Source organism: Marinobacterium marisflavi (assembly GCF_982447095.1).
Window position 1 is genome coordinate 1,403,111 of sequence record NZ_OZ457898.1, and the last position, 16,997, is coordinate 1,420,107.

At 50.9% G+C, this 16,997-nt stretch carries 14 protein-coding genes; 5 read left to right on the forward strand and 9 right to left on the reverse strand.

Features of this window, described 5'->3' with window-relative positions; translation table 11 throughout:
* Positions 1–27: 27 nt before the first annotated feature.
* Complete coding sequence (locus tag AC1WNR_RS06975) at positions 28–1,314, reverse strand: lipopolysaccharide biosynthesis protein (RefSeq protein ID WP_481643793.1); 1,287 nt, start codon at positions 1,312–1,314, stop codon at positions 28–30.
* Entirely contained in the window at positions 1,301–2,515 is a 1,215-nt protein-coding gene (locus AC1WNR_RS06980; protein WP_481643794.1) for a glycosyltransferase, read from the reverse strand. Before AC1WNR_RS06980 ends, AC1WNR_RS06975 begins: the two co-directional genes overlap by 14 nt.
* Positions 2,516–2,757: 242 nt before the next feature.
* On the opposite strand from AC1WNR_RS06980, the gene AC1WNR_RS06985 reads away from it, so the two are divergent.
* Entirely contained in the window at positions 2,758–3,228 is a 471-nt protein-coding gene (locus AC1WNR_RS06985; protein WP_481643795.1) for a hypothetical protein, read from the forward strand.
* Between the two features lie 42 nt (positions 3,229–3,270).
* Here the strand turns inward: AC1WNR_RS06985 and AC1WNR_RS06990 are convergent, their stop codons facing one another.
* Both AC1WNR_RS06990 and AC1WNR_RS06995 read right to left on the reverse strand, forming a co-directional pair.
* Entirely contained in the window at positions 3,271–4,419 is a 1,149-nt protein-coding gene (locus AC1WNR_RS06990) for a WecB/TagA/CpsF family glycosyltransferase (protein ID WP_481643796.1), read from the reverse strand.
* A 17-nt stretch (positions 4,420–4,436) separates the two neighbouring features.
* Positions 4,437–5,021 carry an OmpA family protein gene (locus AC1WNR_RS06995; RefSeq protein ID WP_481643797.1) on the reverse strand — a complete coding sequence of 195 codons (585 nt, stop codon included), beginning with the start codon at positions 5,019–5,021 and terminating at the stop codon, positions 4,437–4,439.
* A gap of 109 nt (positions 5,022–5,130) precedes the next feature.
* Here AC1WNR_RS06995 and AC1WNR_RS07000 point away from each other — a divergent pair, with 109 nt between their 5' ends.
* Together AC1WNR_RS07000 and AC1WNR_RS07005 are read left to right on the forward strand one after the other, a co-directional pair.
* The gene (locus AC1WNR_RS07000) at positions 5,131–5,781 is read left to right on the forward strand and encodes an LON peptidase substrate-binding domain-containing protein (RefSeq protein ID WP_481643798.1); all 651 of its coding nucleotides are present in this window, start codon (positions 5,131–5,133) and stop codon (positions 5,779–5,781) included.
* Positions 5,782–5,969: 188 nt separating this feature from the next.
* Positions 5,970–7,361 carry an MFS transporter gene (locus AC1WNR_RS07005; RefSeq protein ID WP_481643799.1) on the forward strand — a complete coding sequence of 464 codons (1,392 nt, stop codon included), beginning with the start codon at positions 5,970–5,972 and terminating at the stop codon, positions 7,359–7,361.
* 143 nt (positions 7,362–7,504) lie between these two features.
* Here AC1WNR_RS07005 and AC1WNR_RS07010 read toward each other — a convergent pair whose 3' ends face one another.
* The 5 genes from AC1WNR_RS07010 to AC1WNR_RS07030 form a co-directional block, all read right to left on the reverse strand.
* Positions 7,505–9,112 (reverse strand): amino acid ABC transporter ATP-binding/permease protein, encoded by a 1,608-nt coding sequence (locus AC1WNR_RS07010; protein WP_481643800.1) that lies wholly within the window; start codon positions 9,110–9,112, stop codon positions 7,505–7,507.
* Positions 9,105–10,802, reverse strand: coding sequence for a thiol reductant ABC exporter subunit CydD (gene cydD / locus AC1WNR_RS07015; protein WP_481643801.1), 1,698 nt, complete (start codon positions 10,800–10,802; stop codon positions 9,105–9,107). Before cydD ends, AC1WNR_RS07010 begins: the two co-directional genes overlap by 8 nt.
* A 142-nt stretch (positions 10,803–10,944) precedes the next feature.
* Positions 10,945–11,055 carry a cytochrome bd-I oxidase subunit CydX gene (gene cydX / locus AC1WNR_RS07020; protein ID WP_481643802.1) on the reverse strand — a complete coding sequence of 37 codons (111 nt, stop codon included), beginning with the start codon at positions 11,053–11,055 and terminating at the stop codon, positions 10,945–10,947.
* 19 nt (positions 11,056–11,074) lie between these two features.
* On the reverse strand, positions 11,075–12,211 hold the full coding sequence (cydB, locus tag AC1WNR_RS07025) for a cytochrome d ubiquinol oxidase subunit II (protein ID WP_481643803.1): 1,137 nt from the start codon (positions 12,209–12,211) through the stop codon (positions 11,075–11,077).
* On the reverse strand, positions 12,204–13,793 hold the full coding sequence (locus AC1WNR_RS07030) for a cytochrome ubiquinol oxidase subunit I (protein WP_481643804.1): 1,590 nt from the start codon (positions 13,791–13,793) through the stop codon (positions 12,204–12,206). The genes cydB and AC1WNR_RS07030 overlap by 8 nt, the downstream gene beginning before the upstream one ends.
* A gap of 278 nt (positions 13,794–14,071) precedes the next feature.
* Here AC1WNR_RS07030 and AC1WNR_RS07035 point away from each other — a divergent pair, with 278 nt between their 5' ends.
* Complete coding sequence (locus tag AC1WNR_RS07035; RefSeq protein ID WP_481643805.1) at positions 14,072–15,679, forward strand: ABC transporter substrate-binding protein; 1,608 nt, start codon at positions 14,072–14,074, stop codon at positions 15,677–15,679.
* Positions 15,680–15,900: 221 nt separating this feature from the next.
* Positions 15,901–16,974: a hypothetical protein gene (locus AC1WNR_RS07040; protein ID WP_481643806.1), complete on the forward strand. Its 1,074-nt coding sequence runs from the start codon at positions 15,901–15,903 to the stop codon at positions 16,972–16,974.
* Positions 16,975–16,997 lie beyond the last annotated feature (23 nt).

The window sequence follows — 16,997 nt, forward strand, 5'->3', positions numbered from 1 at the left end:
TGCCTGTATATAATTTGTGATTCTGTTTCATGACTCGTGTAAGTCATTAGCTCTAGTCGAACTTTTCGAAGTTCGTTTCAATACGTAGATAGCAATAAAGGTATATCCAACTATATTAGTGATCGATAAGCCTATAACGGAGATCAATGGATCGTTTTGACTTATACCCACATATAGCGCTAAAAGCTTTAAGGAAAGAAATATAACTTCGTGAATAAGCATGAATCTTTGAAGATTTAATACCGGTATCGTAGCCGCGGTTGGCCGGCTTACCAAAACGCACAGCAGCCAGGGAGCGATCCATTGCCCATAGATGCCGGAAGACTGCCACTCTTCGCCAAAAACAATTCCAAAGATCTCTGGTCCGGCTATAGCCACAGTGCCAAAGGGCGCAATTCCAAGGAGAAATAGGCTGCGATGCGCCTTTTTTAGCATGGGCGCTATGTCTAATCCTTGTTGGTACCGATTAGTTATTTCTGCGTAAAATACATCACCAAAGCTCTTTCCGAGCAGAGTTACCGGTACCAAAAGCATATTAAACGCTAAGGCAAAGTAACCGACGGTACTCGTTCCGAAAAAGGAAGAGAGCACAATCACCGGCGCGCTGAAAGCGACAGAATTAAGCACAGTATGAGGTGCTCGATAAAGTGGAAACTGACGATACTTGTAGATTAGACTTTTGTATGTCAATTCACATCTCTGAATAGTGAATATAGATTTGGATTTTATCGTCAGGTAAATAGTTTGAAATAGTATGCCAAGCGAATAGAGTACAATTAAAACGGCGGCTTTTGGATTGTAAAATCCGAAAATTGTTTGGGAAGTGCCTATAGAGCTCGTTCTAACAGTTTGTGATATCGCTAATCTCTTGAAGCTCTTATTTCTTATGCCCCATTGCTCTAATATAAAGTATGTGCCAGTAATCAGGATAGTAATGGGAATTAAAACCGATACGCCTTCCAATTTCTCAAGATTGAAATAGCCTAGAATATCGGATTCAAAGATATATAATAATCCAGCTACGGCGGTAGAAAGTATTAAGCAGATCGCGAAGGAAATCTCTGCTAGTTTTTTTGCTTCAGAATCTGTTTTCGCTAGCACTATAGCCACAGGCAACGTCAATGAAATCGCCGGAGTAATTGTATAGACGATGGAAGAGAATACACTCAAATAGCCGTATTCTTCAGGGCCATATATCCTGGTGATTATGGGTGTAAATAGCAGCGTGATCAGGTTTGCGAATGCAGTTCCTGACAGCAGGATAAGTACATTTTTAAGAAATGGTTTATTTCTCAGCTTTTCAATGAGCTTCATCGGGAGCCTTCACATCGGGCTGGATAGTATTGAGTGTCAGATCTATCTCCGAGATCATATTTCCTAATACACGGCTCCAAGTATATTTTTCTCGGATGATTTCGCGTGATCGATCTCTAATGGTTGTCCATTGCTCGCCGTTATCTAGAAGTTCTTCTATGGACGCTAACGTATCGTCTACGCTGTCCGCAATTGCCATATGTTTCATGTGGAGTACCTCGAGACCCTCGGCACCTATAGTGGTGGTCACAATCGGGAGTCCGCGGCACATAGTGTTCAACACTTTCACTTTTATCCCCGAGCCGAATCGCAGTGGGGCGATAAACAGGCGCGAAGCTTTGAAGTGCGGCTCCAGATCATCTACAAAGCCCAATAGTTCGACGTCGTTAAGGTCGCTGGTGATCGCGATCAACCGCGGATCTGGTTTGCCGCCCGCAATTTTGAAGCTAATACCCGGACGCTCAGCTTTAATGGCAGGCCATATCTGTTGCAGAAACCAAATCAGACCGTCCACATTCGCCTCCCAGTTTAGTGTTCCGACGTAGAACAGCTGCTCCTGAGTATCCGCGAAATTGAGCTCATCTAGTGCCAGTTGGCTGTCGTCACCGAGGTGGAAGGTCTCTCTAAACTTGCTTCGATCACAGCCTAGCTGGCTTAGATTATCGATGTCATTTGGCGCAGCGAAAACCAGGTCAGCCCGGTTACACGCGCTCTTCTCATAGCCTTTTACGCGGCGGGCTTCCAAAGCCGCAGCGGTGCGCATGGCTAAACCCTCTCCACTGGTGGCATAGCGTTCCCACATTAGGTAGGTCGCATTATGAGTGTGCAGAATAACTTTGCCTTTGAAATTGGCAGGTAAGTACTGAAATGACTCGTAGTGGTCTAAAAAAATGATGTCAAACTGATCGGCATCCGCCGCGATCTGATCTAACAGCGCATGCGAGCGTGACCGATAGACGTTTAGCGGAATACCGGCCATATAACTCTTGATTAGATTCTTCGCGGATCGTTCTCTCTCAACCGTTTCGCAGTAGAACTTCTTGAGCTCAACGGCACTCTTGAACTGGTCAAACTCGTCGTATCCATACTTAATAGGCGCGGCTAAACTCACTTTATAGTGCTGAGTCAGTGCCTTGAGCATGTTCCAGCTTTTGATACGACCGCCGCTGGTGGCCGGAAATGGTAATTCGATTGTTACCATTAAAAGTTTCTTCATATTTTCACTAGTTTGTACATTATTTGGTACGAAATCTGCTTGCTACATAGCTGAGCTTGTCTGAAAGGTTTAGCAAGTGGTATGCCAGAAATTCGAACTGGATGCTTTAGAGGGAGATAAATTTGAAAACGCTCTACAGATTGTTGTTCATTTGTGGTTATCTGACGATGGTAGGTCCTCCCAGGGCGGCGACTCTTTATCGAACTGAGAGGCAGTCGAATGGAGAGATGAGCAAACAACCGTTGTTTGTGATGATTATTCTAGAGTTATTTCTTCGCGGCGCTATGTTACTAGGGCTCTTTGTAGCTCTTGAAATTTTTATCGGTAAGCATTACTACGAGTTGTATCGCCTCGATACTCTGGGAATGCTTTTGTTGGGTTTCGGTACACTCCATACCTTTATTTCATATGTATTTCTCTCTTTGCTCCAACCCCAGTTGGGTGCCGTTGGATACAGGCTGTATCGCTTACTTCGAAACTTTTGCTACGCGCCCTGGCCGGCAGTAGCCACAGTTGGGAGTATGTTAGTTTGGCAATGGGCTCGAAAAGCGGAACCATTTTCAGGTGATTACATTTGGCAACTGTCTGGAGCGGTTTATCTCGTGATGATCATCGCGAGTGTCTTAGAAGTCCTACTGGTCTCTCGTCGACCGCTTGGGCTAGATGACGCATTAGATTTAAAGAAGATTGTGCGATGATCTATGCGGATCATTGTCAAGAATCTATTTTGATGCCGGCTGTCAATTTGACAGTAGAGAATATGCTCCGGTGTGGCCTATCAGTCTTTTTTGATCCTTGCTAAGACCCGATATTTCAATTGGTCCTGCGTGGTGTCGGTGTTTCTGAACCATGATCAAAGTAGCGATTACGGCAGTGTCGAAGAAGGAAACTTCTGAAAAGTTGAACTCTATCTTTCGGCACAAAATCATGTTTGGCGCCAGCTTTTCTAGCCGAGATTTGAAATCCGGAACATCGATGCGACCTTTGACTGTTATAACTAACTTTCCCTTTTCAAAATGAGAACAAAAATCGTACGGCGGATGCTCGGCACGGTCTGCATCTTTAAGTAGACGGCGAGTTGGACGAATATCCTTGATATAGCTGATTAGAAACTTGCTACCGTCGCTCCAATAACGCTTCAAAAGTTGATGCTCTTCCCAAATGCGCCAAACCCACTCTAATCCCGTCCTTTGCATCCACTCTGGTGCACGTGCGACTGTTCCGGCAACGAAGTTCACGACGGCTCCTAGGTGGCTGATCACCGGTGCATTCAGTTGTTGGCGGTTGTGGTCAATCCATTGCTGTCCCCGTTTCGCCCCTAGGGCGACAAGTACTATATCTGGCTCGGATTCATTGATCTGGTCAATTACATGCTGAGGGCTCATCTCCTCAATAGTTCCGAAGCCTGGGCTGTAAAAACCCACGACCTCCATTGCGGACTCATCTTGTGTAACCTTTTTAAATGCTTCGGCGGCAACACCATCTGGTCCACCGAAGAACACAACTCTAAGCGGGCGATCATGTTGTCGGTATTCACTTCTTAATCGATCAAATACCGATGATCCAGCTACTCGCTCGTTAAGCGGTATTCCCAAGGCTTTTGCTGCCCAAACTATCGGCATTCCATCTGCAATAACCCAATCTGAGTCGATTACTGTTTTGCGAAATAATGCATCTCTTTGAGCTGCAACAACAAAGTTTAGGTTTGGCGTGGTCAGAAAACACTTCTTTCGAGTGGTAATACATGTAAGTAGATGATTGTAGGTCTCATCCTCTGTCGTAGCGTCAAATGGGAGACCCATTACGTACCAAAGGTCGCGGTTCAGATCCCTTACCAGAGCGTTTTTGGTTTGAGGTAATAGAGTGTTTGAACGGCTGGCTATAGTCATCTTAGAGATCTCAAAAATCAATTAATGGCTCTGATGGTTACGCGACGGTTGGTCTGGCGGCCATCGTCACTGGTGTTGCTCGCAACAGGAGTGCTCTCACCGAGCCCACGCAGTGCGGTTTGGGTAATAGGTACGCCCATCTGGAGCATCTGCATTTGAGTTGACTTTGCACGTCGGTCTGAAAGGCCGATGTTGTAAACGTCGCTATGATTACTATCGGTATGACCGGTAATCAGGAAGACAGGCATTGTTTGAGGTGGAAAGTTCAGCAGAAAGCTCTGTAGCCTCTCTATGTCTTCGCTACGAACAATTTCACTGTCGTTATCGAAATAGAGAACGACCTCTGGCGTCGAAAGTTCTCCGACAGTAGGAGAGTCCGCATCCGTCTGCTCGAGTTGCTTGAAGAATTTAGGTGAAGGGGCGTTGTCGATTGAATGAGAAAAATAGATCTTCTCGAAAGTCCTATCCGAAGTCTTTATGCCACTTACACAACCGGTCAACAGCACTAGTGCCATTGAACAGGCGAGTAGCATAGTTGCTCTACTCTGAGTCATATTTCTATTTAACATCTTCATTTCGACCCACTCAGGGTTTATTTTCATTTCACACTCAGCAAGGACCGTGCCAGTCGTATTGAAAACTGTGCTCCACACTTTCCGGCAAAGCGTACTAGGCTATAAAAACAAGCCATGTAGAGAGGAGCAGCGACGCGTGCCCCAAATCTGTATTTTTCCCATCCCAGGTTGTGTCACTTTTCCGGGTATGATCTTCCCGCTGCACGTCTTCGAGCCGCGCTATCGCGATATGATTCAACACTGCTTGAAAACAGACACGCCAGTGGCGATATGCCACACCCGCAAGGAGATCAGTCCGGCCAAGCCCATGACTGATATGAAAACGGCGTTAGCATCCAATCAGGCGACCTATCAGCCCTACGATGTGTTTAGCGCGGGTCGCTGCGAACTACTGCAGACACTCGATGATGGTCGGCTCTACCTGAACGTGCATATCGAACAGCGCTTCAAACTCGGTAAGCCGGTGCAGATGTTGCCGTATCAGGTGTATGACTGTTTTCCGTTTCTCGACCATAAGGCGACTCCAGAGGAGGAGGTGGATAACTTGCTGCTGAAAGAGAAGATTCTGCATCGCTTAGAAGCATTGGCGCATGCGGATCCGCAGTCGCGTGAAGCCCTAGCCGATGTGATGGCCTCGGATGAGTGGCAAAAGATGGGTGGAACTGAGTTTAGTTTCAGGCTTTTCTCGCTGATTCAGTTCGCCCCCGAGCTGTTGCAGCAGGTATTGGAGATGGATTCGGCGCACCAGCGCCTCAGCAAGACGCTGGAGTGGTTAAATCTGAACTAAGCTTAAGCTGGCACCTGCTCACTGGTCTGAGAATCCGGCGCATCAGCCGACATAATATAGTGGATACTAATAGCTCATTTAACACTGGCACCTCAGTAGTTGAGCTAGGTCATTAAGTTGGAATTTTTCTGAGTTCCTAAGCGCTAGCCGTTATACTGTCGCTACTTTAGCACTGACTAGGATCAACATTGGACGCCACCGCCCGTTACTATCGACGCTATGCTGATGCGCGCTTGCGTGCACTGGTGTTTATCAGTGTCTCCATTCTGCTGTTTCCTCTATCGATAGCCGCATCCTTGGTGGCGATTCCGTCTATCGCCGACGATCTAGAGGTGAGTGCGGTACTTGCGAGCTGGATTCCTGCGGCATTCGTTTTGAGCAGTCTGGTGTGTCAGCTCCCCGGTGGGCGTGTCGCTGACCTAGTCGGTCTCAAACGCGCATTTGTCTGGTCAAACGTCTTCTTCGTTATCGGTGGTATTGGAGGCGCACTCTCGCCGACGATTGAGGTGCTGTTGGCCTCAAGAGTGCTGCAGGGCGCTGCGGGTGCAGTACTTGCGAGTACCGGTATGGCGATACTTTCGCGTGTATACGAATCCAAGGGGAGAGGGCAGGCACTGGGCTGGATGACCTCGGCTGTTTATCTGGGAATGACGTCAGGACCGCTTGTTGGTGGGTGGTTGGTCGATATGTTTGGCTGGCGCGCAGTGTTCTTTGTGCCGGCACCTGTCGCTTTAGGCGTGGTGCTTTGTGCTAAAAAAGTGCTTCCAGGTGAGTGGATATCCTCAGAGCGTCACCGGGTGGATTGGGTCGGTTCATTAATTTTTGCACTAGCGCTGGCAGCGCTGTTTGTCGGTGCGACACACTTAGCCGATCTCTCTGGAGCAGCGATTTTTGCGAGTGGTGGGATGTTGTTGTATCTCTTCGTGCGCTGGAATAACAAGGCAAATTTTCCGCTAGTGCGCCTGGACCTGTTGTTGCAGAACACGCGATTTATTCGCTCGGTGACGGCCGCGCTGTTTATGTACGGCAGCCAATACGGCATAGTCTTGATGATGGCGCTGTACCTGCAGTACAACCGCGGGTTATCACCGACAGAAGCAGGCCAGTTGATGATGCTTCAAGCGCTGATGATGACCGTCTGTGCACCCATCGCCGGCAGACTCTCGGACCGTCTTGGGCGCCGAATTCTGGCAACCACCGGGTCGATTGCGATCTCGGTGGGGCTTATGCTGTTAACGCAGATGGATGGTCAGATGCCGCTTTGGATGATTGGCGTTGCTATTATGATAATTGGTACCGGGCACGGACTCTTCTCTACGCCCAATAACTCCTCGGCGCTCGCAGCTATCCCATCTGCTCGTGTCGGCATCGGCTCAGCGATTATTAGTCTCGCGCGCCAAAGCGGGCAGTTGATGGGTACTGCAGTCATCAGTTTGCTGCTGGCTATCTACTTTGACGGCGCTGCGATTACTGCTGAAGACTCCAAGCAGTTTGAAACCGTTGCCCACCTCGCGCTTTATGTCTCTTTGGGCTTTGCGCTCTGTGCGGCTTGGTTCTCCTGGAAACGGGATCCGGTTTGAGTCTGAGGGCCCATCGAGTAGGCGCGATCTCCGCGAAGCGGATGTTCGCGACTCGTACTTCGGGTCGCGCAATACGCTTTGCGTTATACGGACCGGGATGTCCTGTATGCTGTTTTTGCAGGAGCAAAAAACGCTCAGCGCTTCTACAAGGTGATCAACGACTCTTCAGTGGTTCGCAGTTCAAGATCATGAGAAACGATAACTACAAGCCGATCCCTCCAAACCCGACGCAGTTGTTCCATCAGCTCGCGCTGTAGCTCTAAATCCATTCCAGCAAAGGGTTCATCCAACAGAATCACCTCGGTCTGCTGCAGTAGCAATCGTGCTAACCCCAGACGTTTTATTTCGCCGCCTGAGGGTTCCCATTCACCTTTGCCAATCCAGGTATCGAGGCCTTGAGGCAGCGCCTTAGCCCATTCGGCTAGCTGTACCGTCTCAAGTGCCTGCCTGAGTTGCTCGTCGCTGTGCTGGCCTTTGAGGTCGAGGTTATGTCGCAGGGTAGAGCGTAAGATCTGCACCTGTTGCGGCATGTAGCCCACACTTTGTGGGCCCGCGCAGGCAAAGGCGATCGATCCGGTCTCTGTATTTAGCTCACCCGCGAGTAACCGCAATAGACTAGTCTTGCCTCGACCGCTTTCGCCACCGAGCCAGTAGAGACCTGTGCGTTCTAGCGACAGACGGAGATTGGTGAGTACTTGGCCTGAGTTTGCGCCATAGCTGAAGCTGAGGTTACTGATCTCTAAGCCGTTGTTCTGAGCTGTTGCAAACAGGCGATTATCACGCTGCGTTACGCTGAGATTTGAGAGCTTATCGAGGCGTGCGAGGGCGCGTTTTCCAAGCAATAAATAGCCCAGCGCGGCATTCGCACCCGCTACGACTTCATTGGTACCCAGCGCTAATAAGAGCAGCATAAATACCAGTGCCCCATCTATCTGATCAGTTTGATACGCATCGATTGCGAGACTGAGTGTCACTCCGAGGAAGATAAGACCGCACATCTGGGCGAGCAGTAGCATCAACTGCTGGCGCTTTAGTGCCGTCAGTTCGAACTGGTCTGCGTTGCGCGCTTCATCGCGAACAGTCTCGCCTTGGGCTGCAAGTTGTTGTGAAAGGGTTAGTAGCCTCAGGCTCGAGAACAGCGCGCTAGTTCGGCTCCATAAGTTGCTTCTACTCAGCTGCAGTTCGGTTTCAGGTGCTAACAGCGTGCGCGCGTACAGCCAAGGTATGCCGAGGATACTGATTAGCAGTAGCGGGATGGTGACTAGCGCTAAGGTGGGTACAAATAGAGCGCTAACCAGCACAAAACCCAGAGCCGAGAGCAGGGCTGTCATCGCGGGCACCAGCGCATGGAGGTGGATACCCTCGACGTTGGTGATGTCTTGCAACATCTGGCTTGCACTCTGATGGCGGTTCATCAATGCGCTAACGCCCTGTTGCGAAGCCAAACGATCAAAAATCTGTGTGCGCAGTTTGGCAATTAGCCGGAAGGTGGTTTCATGATTGGCCAACCGCTCACCGTAGCGCCCGGCGGTGCGGGCTATTGATAGGCCGCGAACGATTGCACCCGGGGTGAAGAAGTTAAATGCGTGCGCTGCAGCCGCTGTAAGCCCCGCCAGCGCCGCTGCACTGATAAACCAGCCAGAGACCGCCAGCAGTGCGGTGCCCGCAAAAGCAGTGACCACAGATAGCGTAATGCCGACAAGCAGAACTGTGCGCTCCTCTATTAACAGCCGCCAGTAGAGCTTATGCATGCTCAGCCACCTCCGCTGTATCGGCGTTGCGGGTCTTCTCGAGAGTCAGACGGTGCGTGAATTCAAACGACGAAGCACTGCGGTGACTTACCATAATGAGCATGCCACCACGGTCAGTGTGGTACTTCAGGCTTTGCATAAAACGCTCGGCCGTCTCTTGATCGAGGTTGGCGATCGGCTCATCCAGTAACAGGAGTTTGGGCTGATGCAGCAGTGCTCGAGCAATAGCCAAACGCTGGATCTGGCCGCCTGATAGAAAGTCACCCGCATCAGAGATGAAGTAATCGAGTCCGACCGTTCGAATAACATCCTCTAGCTGCGCTTGTTTGAGTGCACTCCAGAGGGCGTCGTCGGTGAATGAGCGTCCAAGTGTAAGGTTTTCGCGCAAGCTGCCGTAGATCAGCTCAGCCTGTTGGCTGATATAACCCACTTGTTGCTGCCAACGGGCGTTATCGTAGGTGATTAAACGAGCACCATCCGCTTGAATTATGCCGTCAACAGGCAGTCGAAGGCCTGCCAATGTATCCAGCAGGGTTGTTTTGCCTGTTCCTGATGGGGCCTCAATCAGTAGCGATTCACCTGACTTCAGTGCAAAACTGACTGGCTGATGCACGGGTGAGTGGGTGCCACAACTGAGCTCAGTGCAGCGCAGCTCTGCCTTTAGCTCTGTGGCCGTGCTCTGCTCAGTATCAGGTATCTCGTCTGAGAGTTGATCGAGGTGTTGCAGACGCTCGGCAAGTGCACTTGCATTAGACTTGGCGTGGTAGAGTGCGCCCAGCTTGCGTAGCGGCAGGTAGTACTCGGGCGCCAGCATCAACAGGAAGGCTCCCTGTGCGAAACTTATATCGGCACTCCAGGCCCCTAGTGAATATTTGTCGAGGAAGAAGAGACCAAGGTAAACCGCTACAAGAGCCACGCTGATAGCGGCGAAAAACTCCAGCAGTGTGCCCGACAAAAATGCCAAGCGCAGCACTTTCATGGTGCTCTTTCTGAAGCTATCCGATTGAGAATAAAGTCTTTTAGATTCGATACTTATGCAGTTTTGTTGCTGTAATAAATTCAGGTTTGCCAGGCGGTCCTCAAGTAGATGACCCAGACGATTTAGCGCTTCCAGATTTGCGCGTGACGCTGCTGCAGCACGTTTGCCTATCAGTACCATAAAGAGCGGAATCAGCGGTGTGGTTAGCAGCAGGAGCAGAGGCACAAGCCAGTTCACCGAGGCACTCGCGATCAGAATCAGCACCGGCGTAAAAACGGCCATCTTCTTTTGAATCTGGTAATCAGCGAAATAGTCTTTGAGCTTGTCGGTTTCCAGCGTTAGAAGGTTGGCCAGCTCTGAGGGTTTAAATCCAGGAAAGAGGCTGACACCCAGTTTGAAACAGCGATCGAGGATATGCTGGCGCAGTCTGTCACGCGCATAGACGCTGGAGTGCAGATTGATCAGATTTTGGAAATAGGAGGCCAGCGCTTTAGCAAGAAGAGCAAGAAACAGCAGAGCAACGCTCGCGTTTAGGCCCAGACCCAGTGAAGCCCCATTGAGTGTGATACCGATAAGATTCGCTGTTCCCCACGCGAAGGCGATGGTCATCAAGGTCTGTACAACGCCGAGTGAGGTCGAAAAGCGCAGCTCTGACCTACGCAGATGCTGGTCGAGTATCGCGGTAGGGTTGGGTTTACGTGCTCTGGCCAAGCGGTACTCTCTTGTTGGTTTGTAAACGAAATTAAGGGAGCCGAGGCTCCCTTGGGTAATACACTACGCCATCAAAGGCTGTCTCGGTCGGATAATAGCGCTTGGCGCTACAACCCTCCTACAGTGAGCGGCATCGGGTACGTCAATCGTCTGCGCAACCGATCTCTTCGTCGAGATTCTCTAGCCACATAGCGTTGATAATACCGAAGCTGCAGGCCAAGAGCACGCCCAGTATCCAAGCGAAATACCACATAGTTCTCTCCCTCCGTTAATCAGTAGTTAGACAGGCTGTTCTGCTCGATGAACTCTGGCTCAATTCGGCGCCACATTTTGTAGTAGCCCCAGAAGGTGTAAGTCAGAATAATCGGCGCGAATACCAGCGCTACCCAGAACATGATCTCGAGGGTTAGCTCACTCGAGGTGGCATCCCAGAGGGTAAGGGCGCTCGCAAGGTCGCTCGACGAAGGCATCACAAACGGGAAGAGTGTGAAGCCCGTCATCAGAATGATTGCAGCAATCGTCAGAGAGCTCAGTACGAAGGCGAAGCCGGACTTGCCAGCGCGTGCTACCAGACTGGTGAGCAGAGGCAGTGCCACTGAAGCCAGTACCAGCGCCCAGAGAATGGGGTAAGTGGTGTAGTTACCAAACCAGTTCTCCGTCTGTATTACAGTCTTGCTCAGCGGGTTCGATGCCGCATCGCCAATCACCTCAGAGCTAATCGCATAGCCTGAGATACCGAAGTAGAGCCAGGCGCCGGCAACCACCAGCAGTAGCGTCAGCACTGGGCCAAGTAGCGTAGCGACTGCCTGCGCACGCCACTGTACCTGTCCACCAGCACGCATCTGCAACCAGGTAGCGCCCTGCAGTGCCAGCATGGCTACGCTCGCCAGGCCACAGACAATCGCAAACGGATTGAGCAGTGCCCAAAAGGAGCCTGTGTAGATTGGGCGCGTGAACTCATCAAAGTGGAATGGCACACCGAGGAAGAGGTTGCCGAACGCCACGCCGAATACCAGCGATGGAACAAAGGAGCCAAGCGCCAGGGCGTAGTCCCAGGTAGTACGCCACTGCACCGAATCTTTCTTTGACCGGTACTCAAAGCCGACTGGACGGAAAAAGAGGGCAAAGAGCACCAACAGCATCGCCCAGTAGAAACCGGAGAAGGCGGTGGCGTAAACCAGCGGCCAGGCCGCAAAGATGGCACCGCCAGCAGTGATCAGCCACACCTGGTTGCCGTCCCAGTGGGGACCGATGGTGTTGATAATCACACGACGCTCGGTATCGGTTTTACCCAGCACGGGAATCATCATTGCCGTGCCGAGGTCCATGCCGTCGGCGATGGCAAAGCCGATCAGCAGCACGCCAACTAGCAGCCACCAGATGAGGCGTAGGGATTCGTAATCAAACATAACTGTGCACCTCTCCTTGAGTTTGGGGCTTAGCGTCCTGTTCAAAGTGGTAACGGCCAGTCTGCAACGCGCTTGGGCCCTTGCGGATATATTTCACCATCAGGTAGACCTCAATCACGAGGAACAGCGTGTAGAGACCGATAAAGCCTGCAAGTGACATCCACAAGTCAGTCACTGTTAGGTGAGAGGTGGCGACGTAGGTGGGTAGAATCTCACCGATCGCCCAAGGCTGACGGCCAAACTCAGCTACGAACCAGCCCATCTCTGAGGCGATCCACGGAAGGGGCAGCGAGTACAGAGCAAAGTACTGCAACCAGCGGGTTTTGTGCTCTACGCGCTTGGTGGTGAACCAGAACGCCAGTACAAACAGCAGCAGCATTGTAAAGCCGGCCCCAACCATTACACGGAAGGTCCAGAACATTGGCGCAACAGTTGGAATGGTATCTTTGGCAGCCTGCTTGATCTGCTCTTCAGTTGCATCAACCACATCTGGGGTGTAGCGCTTAAGCAGCAGACCATAACCCAAGTCCTGTACGACGCGCTCAAACAGCATGCGGTTCTCAGGGGTATCCTCATCGCCGCGCAGCTTGGTCAGCAAGGCATAAGCTTTGATACCGTTGCGAATACGGGCCTCAGCGCGCTCAACCAGATCAGCGATACCGATCACCTCTTCATCCAGCGAGCGAGTAGCAATCAGGCCGAGTGCGCCGGGAATCTTGATGGCGTAGTCGGTATGCTGCGTCTCTTCGTTAGGTAGGCCAACCAGAGTAAAGGCCGCTGGTGCAGGGTGAGTTTCCCATTCGGCCTCAATAGCGGCCAGTTTTACCTTCTGTACTTCACCCACTTCGTAGCCGGACTCATCGCCCAGTACGATAACCGACAGCGCTGAGGCCAGGCCGAAGGCGGACGCGATAGCAAAGGAGCGTCGTGCAAAGCAGATATCGCGACCGCGCAACATAAAGTAGGAGCTGACTGCTAGCACGAAGATGGCGCCGGTAACGTACCCTGCAGAGACTGTGTGAACAAACTTAACCTGCGCTACAGGGTTAAGGATCACATCAGCGAAGCTCTCCATCTCCATACGCATGGTTTCATAGTTGAAGTAGGCGCCCACTGGGTTCTGCATCCAGCCGTTGGCAATCAGAATCCACAGTGCAGAGAAGTTAGAGCCTATAGCAACAGCCCAGGTAACGCCCAGGTGCTGCACTTTGCTCAGACGATCCCAGCCAAAGAAAAAGAGGCCGATCATGGTGGACTCGAGGAAGAAAGCCACAAGACCCTCAATCGCCAGCGGTGCGCCGAAGACATCACCGACGTAGTGCGAGTAGTAGGCCCAGTTGGTGCCGAACTGGAACTCCATCGTCAGACCGGTGGTGACACCGAGGGCAAAGTTGATACCAAAGAGTTTGCCCCAGAACTTCGTCATATCGCGGTAGACCTGTTTGCCGGTCATCACATAGACCGACTCCATGATCGCCAGCATGAACGAGAGCCCAAGCGTCAGTGGAACGAAGAGAAAGTGGTACATCGCGGTAATGGCAAATTGCCAGCGCGATAGTTCCACAACTGAATCAGAGATCATTGAGGCTGCCCCTCCTACAGAAATATTGCAGTGCACAATTGTCTTTGGAGAGGCTAGTCGAATCGCTCGAGATGTTAATTGATATAGGACAATTTCAGTCCATTATTTTCCGGGTCGGACGTTTCTTCCCTGACCTGGCTGGAGACTAAGAGGGTTTGCGAAACAGAGCAGTTGGTCTGCTGCACTTGCTTTACTGATTTAAATCATCAAATAGTCTCACAGGCAAGACAATCGTAGTTTCTAAACTATGCTTCTAGGGTATTGATTGGAATCTAACTATGCGTCTGAAGCTTCTGATTTTTCTCACTCTTCTGCAAGCGCAGTTCGCTGGGGCCGACAACCACTTGGTCCTGCAGCTCAAATGGAAACCGCAGTTTCAGTTTGCCGGATATTATGTCGCTCAGGAGTTAGGCTATTACAGAGAGGCCGGTCTTGCCGTAGAGATTCGTCCGGGAGGTCCCGGCAGGAATAGCCTAACTGAAGTGCTTGAGGGACGGGCTGATTTTGGTGTTTCATCCAGTAACCTTGTGGCAGAACGCGTGAAGGGAGCACCGGTTAAAGCGTTGGCAGCGATTTTCCAAACCTCACCGGCGCGGTTTATTGCGCTAAAAAGTTCGGGTATCGAACGTGCTGAACAGCTGCGAGAAAAGCGGGTGATGCTGTTACCGAATAATGCCAGCTTTGAGTTGGTGGCGATGCTCAATCAACTTAACTTGCTTGAGCAGGTCGAGCGTATCGATACCAGCTTTAACATTGATTCACTGATTAATGGTGAAACTGACGCTTTTAACGGCTACGCAACTAACGAGCCTTATTCACTGCAAGAGCTGGGTGAAGAGTACAATCTTATCGATCCGGCCGACTACGGCATCCGCTTCTACGCCGACGTGCTATTCACTACCGATCAATTAGCACAAGAGCGGCCGGCAGACGTACGTGCTTTCACTCAAGCTAGTCTGCGGGGGTGGGAATATGCGTTGCAGTATCCCAGCGAAGCCATAGAGATCGTCTCGCGCTTCGCACCCGAGAAGTCACTCTCGCATTTACGCTATGAAGCGCTGTTGATGCACTCTCACATGTCCAAGGACTTAGTCCCCATCGGTTATATGAATACCGAGCGCTGGATGTCTATCAAATCTTATCTTGCCAGTATCGGTGAGATTCCGTCTGACGCAGTGCTTGAATTAGATCAGTTTATTTTCCCGATCGATCCGGTTGAATTCGACTGGAAACAACATGGCTGGATCGTTATAACTGGCGCACTGCTGCTGTCGCTGCTGCTCGCCTGGGCGATCTGGGCGCACCGGCAAAAAGAGATTGTTGAAGAGAAGCTAGAGTCTACCTTCAACCTTGCAACGCACGATACGCTCACCGGGTTAGCGAATCGTTATCTCTTTATCGACCGTTTTAGGCAGGTACTGGCGCACAAGGAGCGCGAGGCGTTAACTCCGTTGCTGGCCTTTATCGATATCGATAAGTTTAAAGCAGTCAACGATACACGGGGTCATCACGAGGGTGACGCTCTGCTTAAAGCTCTGGCAGCAGAGATGCTTGATGAAACTCGCCCCTCTGACACCTTAGCTCGAATCGGCGGTGATGAGTTTGCTCTGTTAGTCGATAACACTCACCCGGACTCCGAAGAGGTTATCTGCCAACGGTTACATGAGGCAGTGGAACGCGTAGTGGAGAGCTTTGCGCTGCAAGAGCTGCGGGTTAACGCCTCTATTGGTGTCCTAATTCTCGATGCAAATCTGCCCGATGATCCGGAGGCGTTACTGGCGCTGGCCGATCGCGAGATGTATGCAGCGAAGTGCAGTCAGAGTGAGAAAGTCAGGATCGCCAGGCTATCACAAATGCGCGGCTTCCTTTATGAGGTCTCAGGCTAAAAGCAGCTTGTCTGCACCTCAATTTCCTCTCCTTTATCGTTCTATCTAGGGCTATTTTGTGTTTCGCATATCTTATTTTGCGTCGCAATTTGCAACGCAAAACGATAACTCTTCGAGCAATTGTGCCTGTCTGTAGTTTGCCGGCCCTTGATCTAGGGCTTCAAGTGAATCGGTGATAAACTTCTGTCCAATAAGAGTTGACCGAAATATAGGCAAAACGCGTGCAAAATATTGAATTGCAGTCGAAAGAGCACAGCATTCTTCGTCGTGTGGCGTTGTCTAGTTTCGTATCGGGGGCTGGATATAGTCTTTTCTTGGCGTTCAATCAGTTGGGTTGGTTTTTTCAGTTTTCAGAACTGCTTCGCCAGGAGCAAGGTCTGCTCCCTCTGCTGATCTTAGTCTGCTTGGTATGCGGTACCCTAATCCTATCTTTGCGTCGCCCCTCACACCTAACTCTTCGAGTGCTGATATCTGTTCCGGTTCTGCTTCTACTTGCTGGCACTGCTCAGGCTGGCGCGATTACTTTGACGTTTTTTCCTGTCGCTCTACTGGTGCTCGTTCTTGCTGTACCGAAGCGTTTTCGGCTACCGAGCGGTGTTCTGTTGTGGGGACTGTTCGCCGGCGCAAGTTTCATTCCAGCACAAGAGCTGGATTGGCCACTGCACATGCGAATGTTGGCATTCAATGCGGTCGTTATCTGGCCTCTCATTACGCTGATTGACATCGGTAATCTGGTAGAGGTTCGCAAGAAGCTCGCGCTTGAACGGTTGCTTCTATCGGCCGCATGGGCGAGCGTCGCTATTCTTGTTTTGGACCCCGTCGCTCTGCACGGTCTCGTTGGTATCGCACTGACCTTTGGAACCTGGTGGTGGCTTCGAAGTATCGAAGAGGTCAGTAGAAGACCGAAGCTATGGATGGTCGCGCTGACGATCATAATGTATTTCAATAACCTGTATAACGCCGGCCAGTTGCCCGCGCAGTCGCTGGCTATCTACTTGGTTTTCAGTTTTGTGCTCTTCTCTCCACTACGTGCTACTGCACTGGGAGCCATCTACACACTATTGGTGCTCTACGGTCCTCTGCATTTCGAGACTGATTTGATTATCCCATTAGCGCTGAGAAATATTAGTGCTGCGATACTACTTTTACTCGGCCTCTATGCCCTGGTGGCCAGTAGAGAGTTTGGAGCCGAACAGCGCTTTGAGAAGCTGGCTGTCGGAAGTGGGGTTACTAACCTGTTGATCAGTGTAGTCATCGTTGCCCAGCGTCCAATAGTCGTGAAGCACTGGAACTGATCCAGGCTGGCGTCGGCATCGAT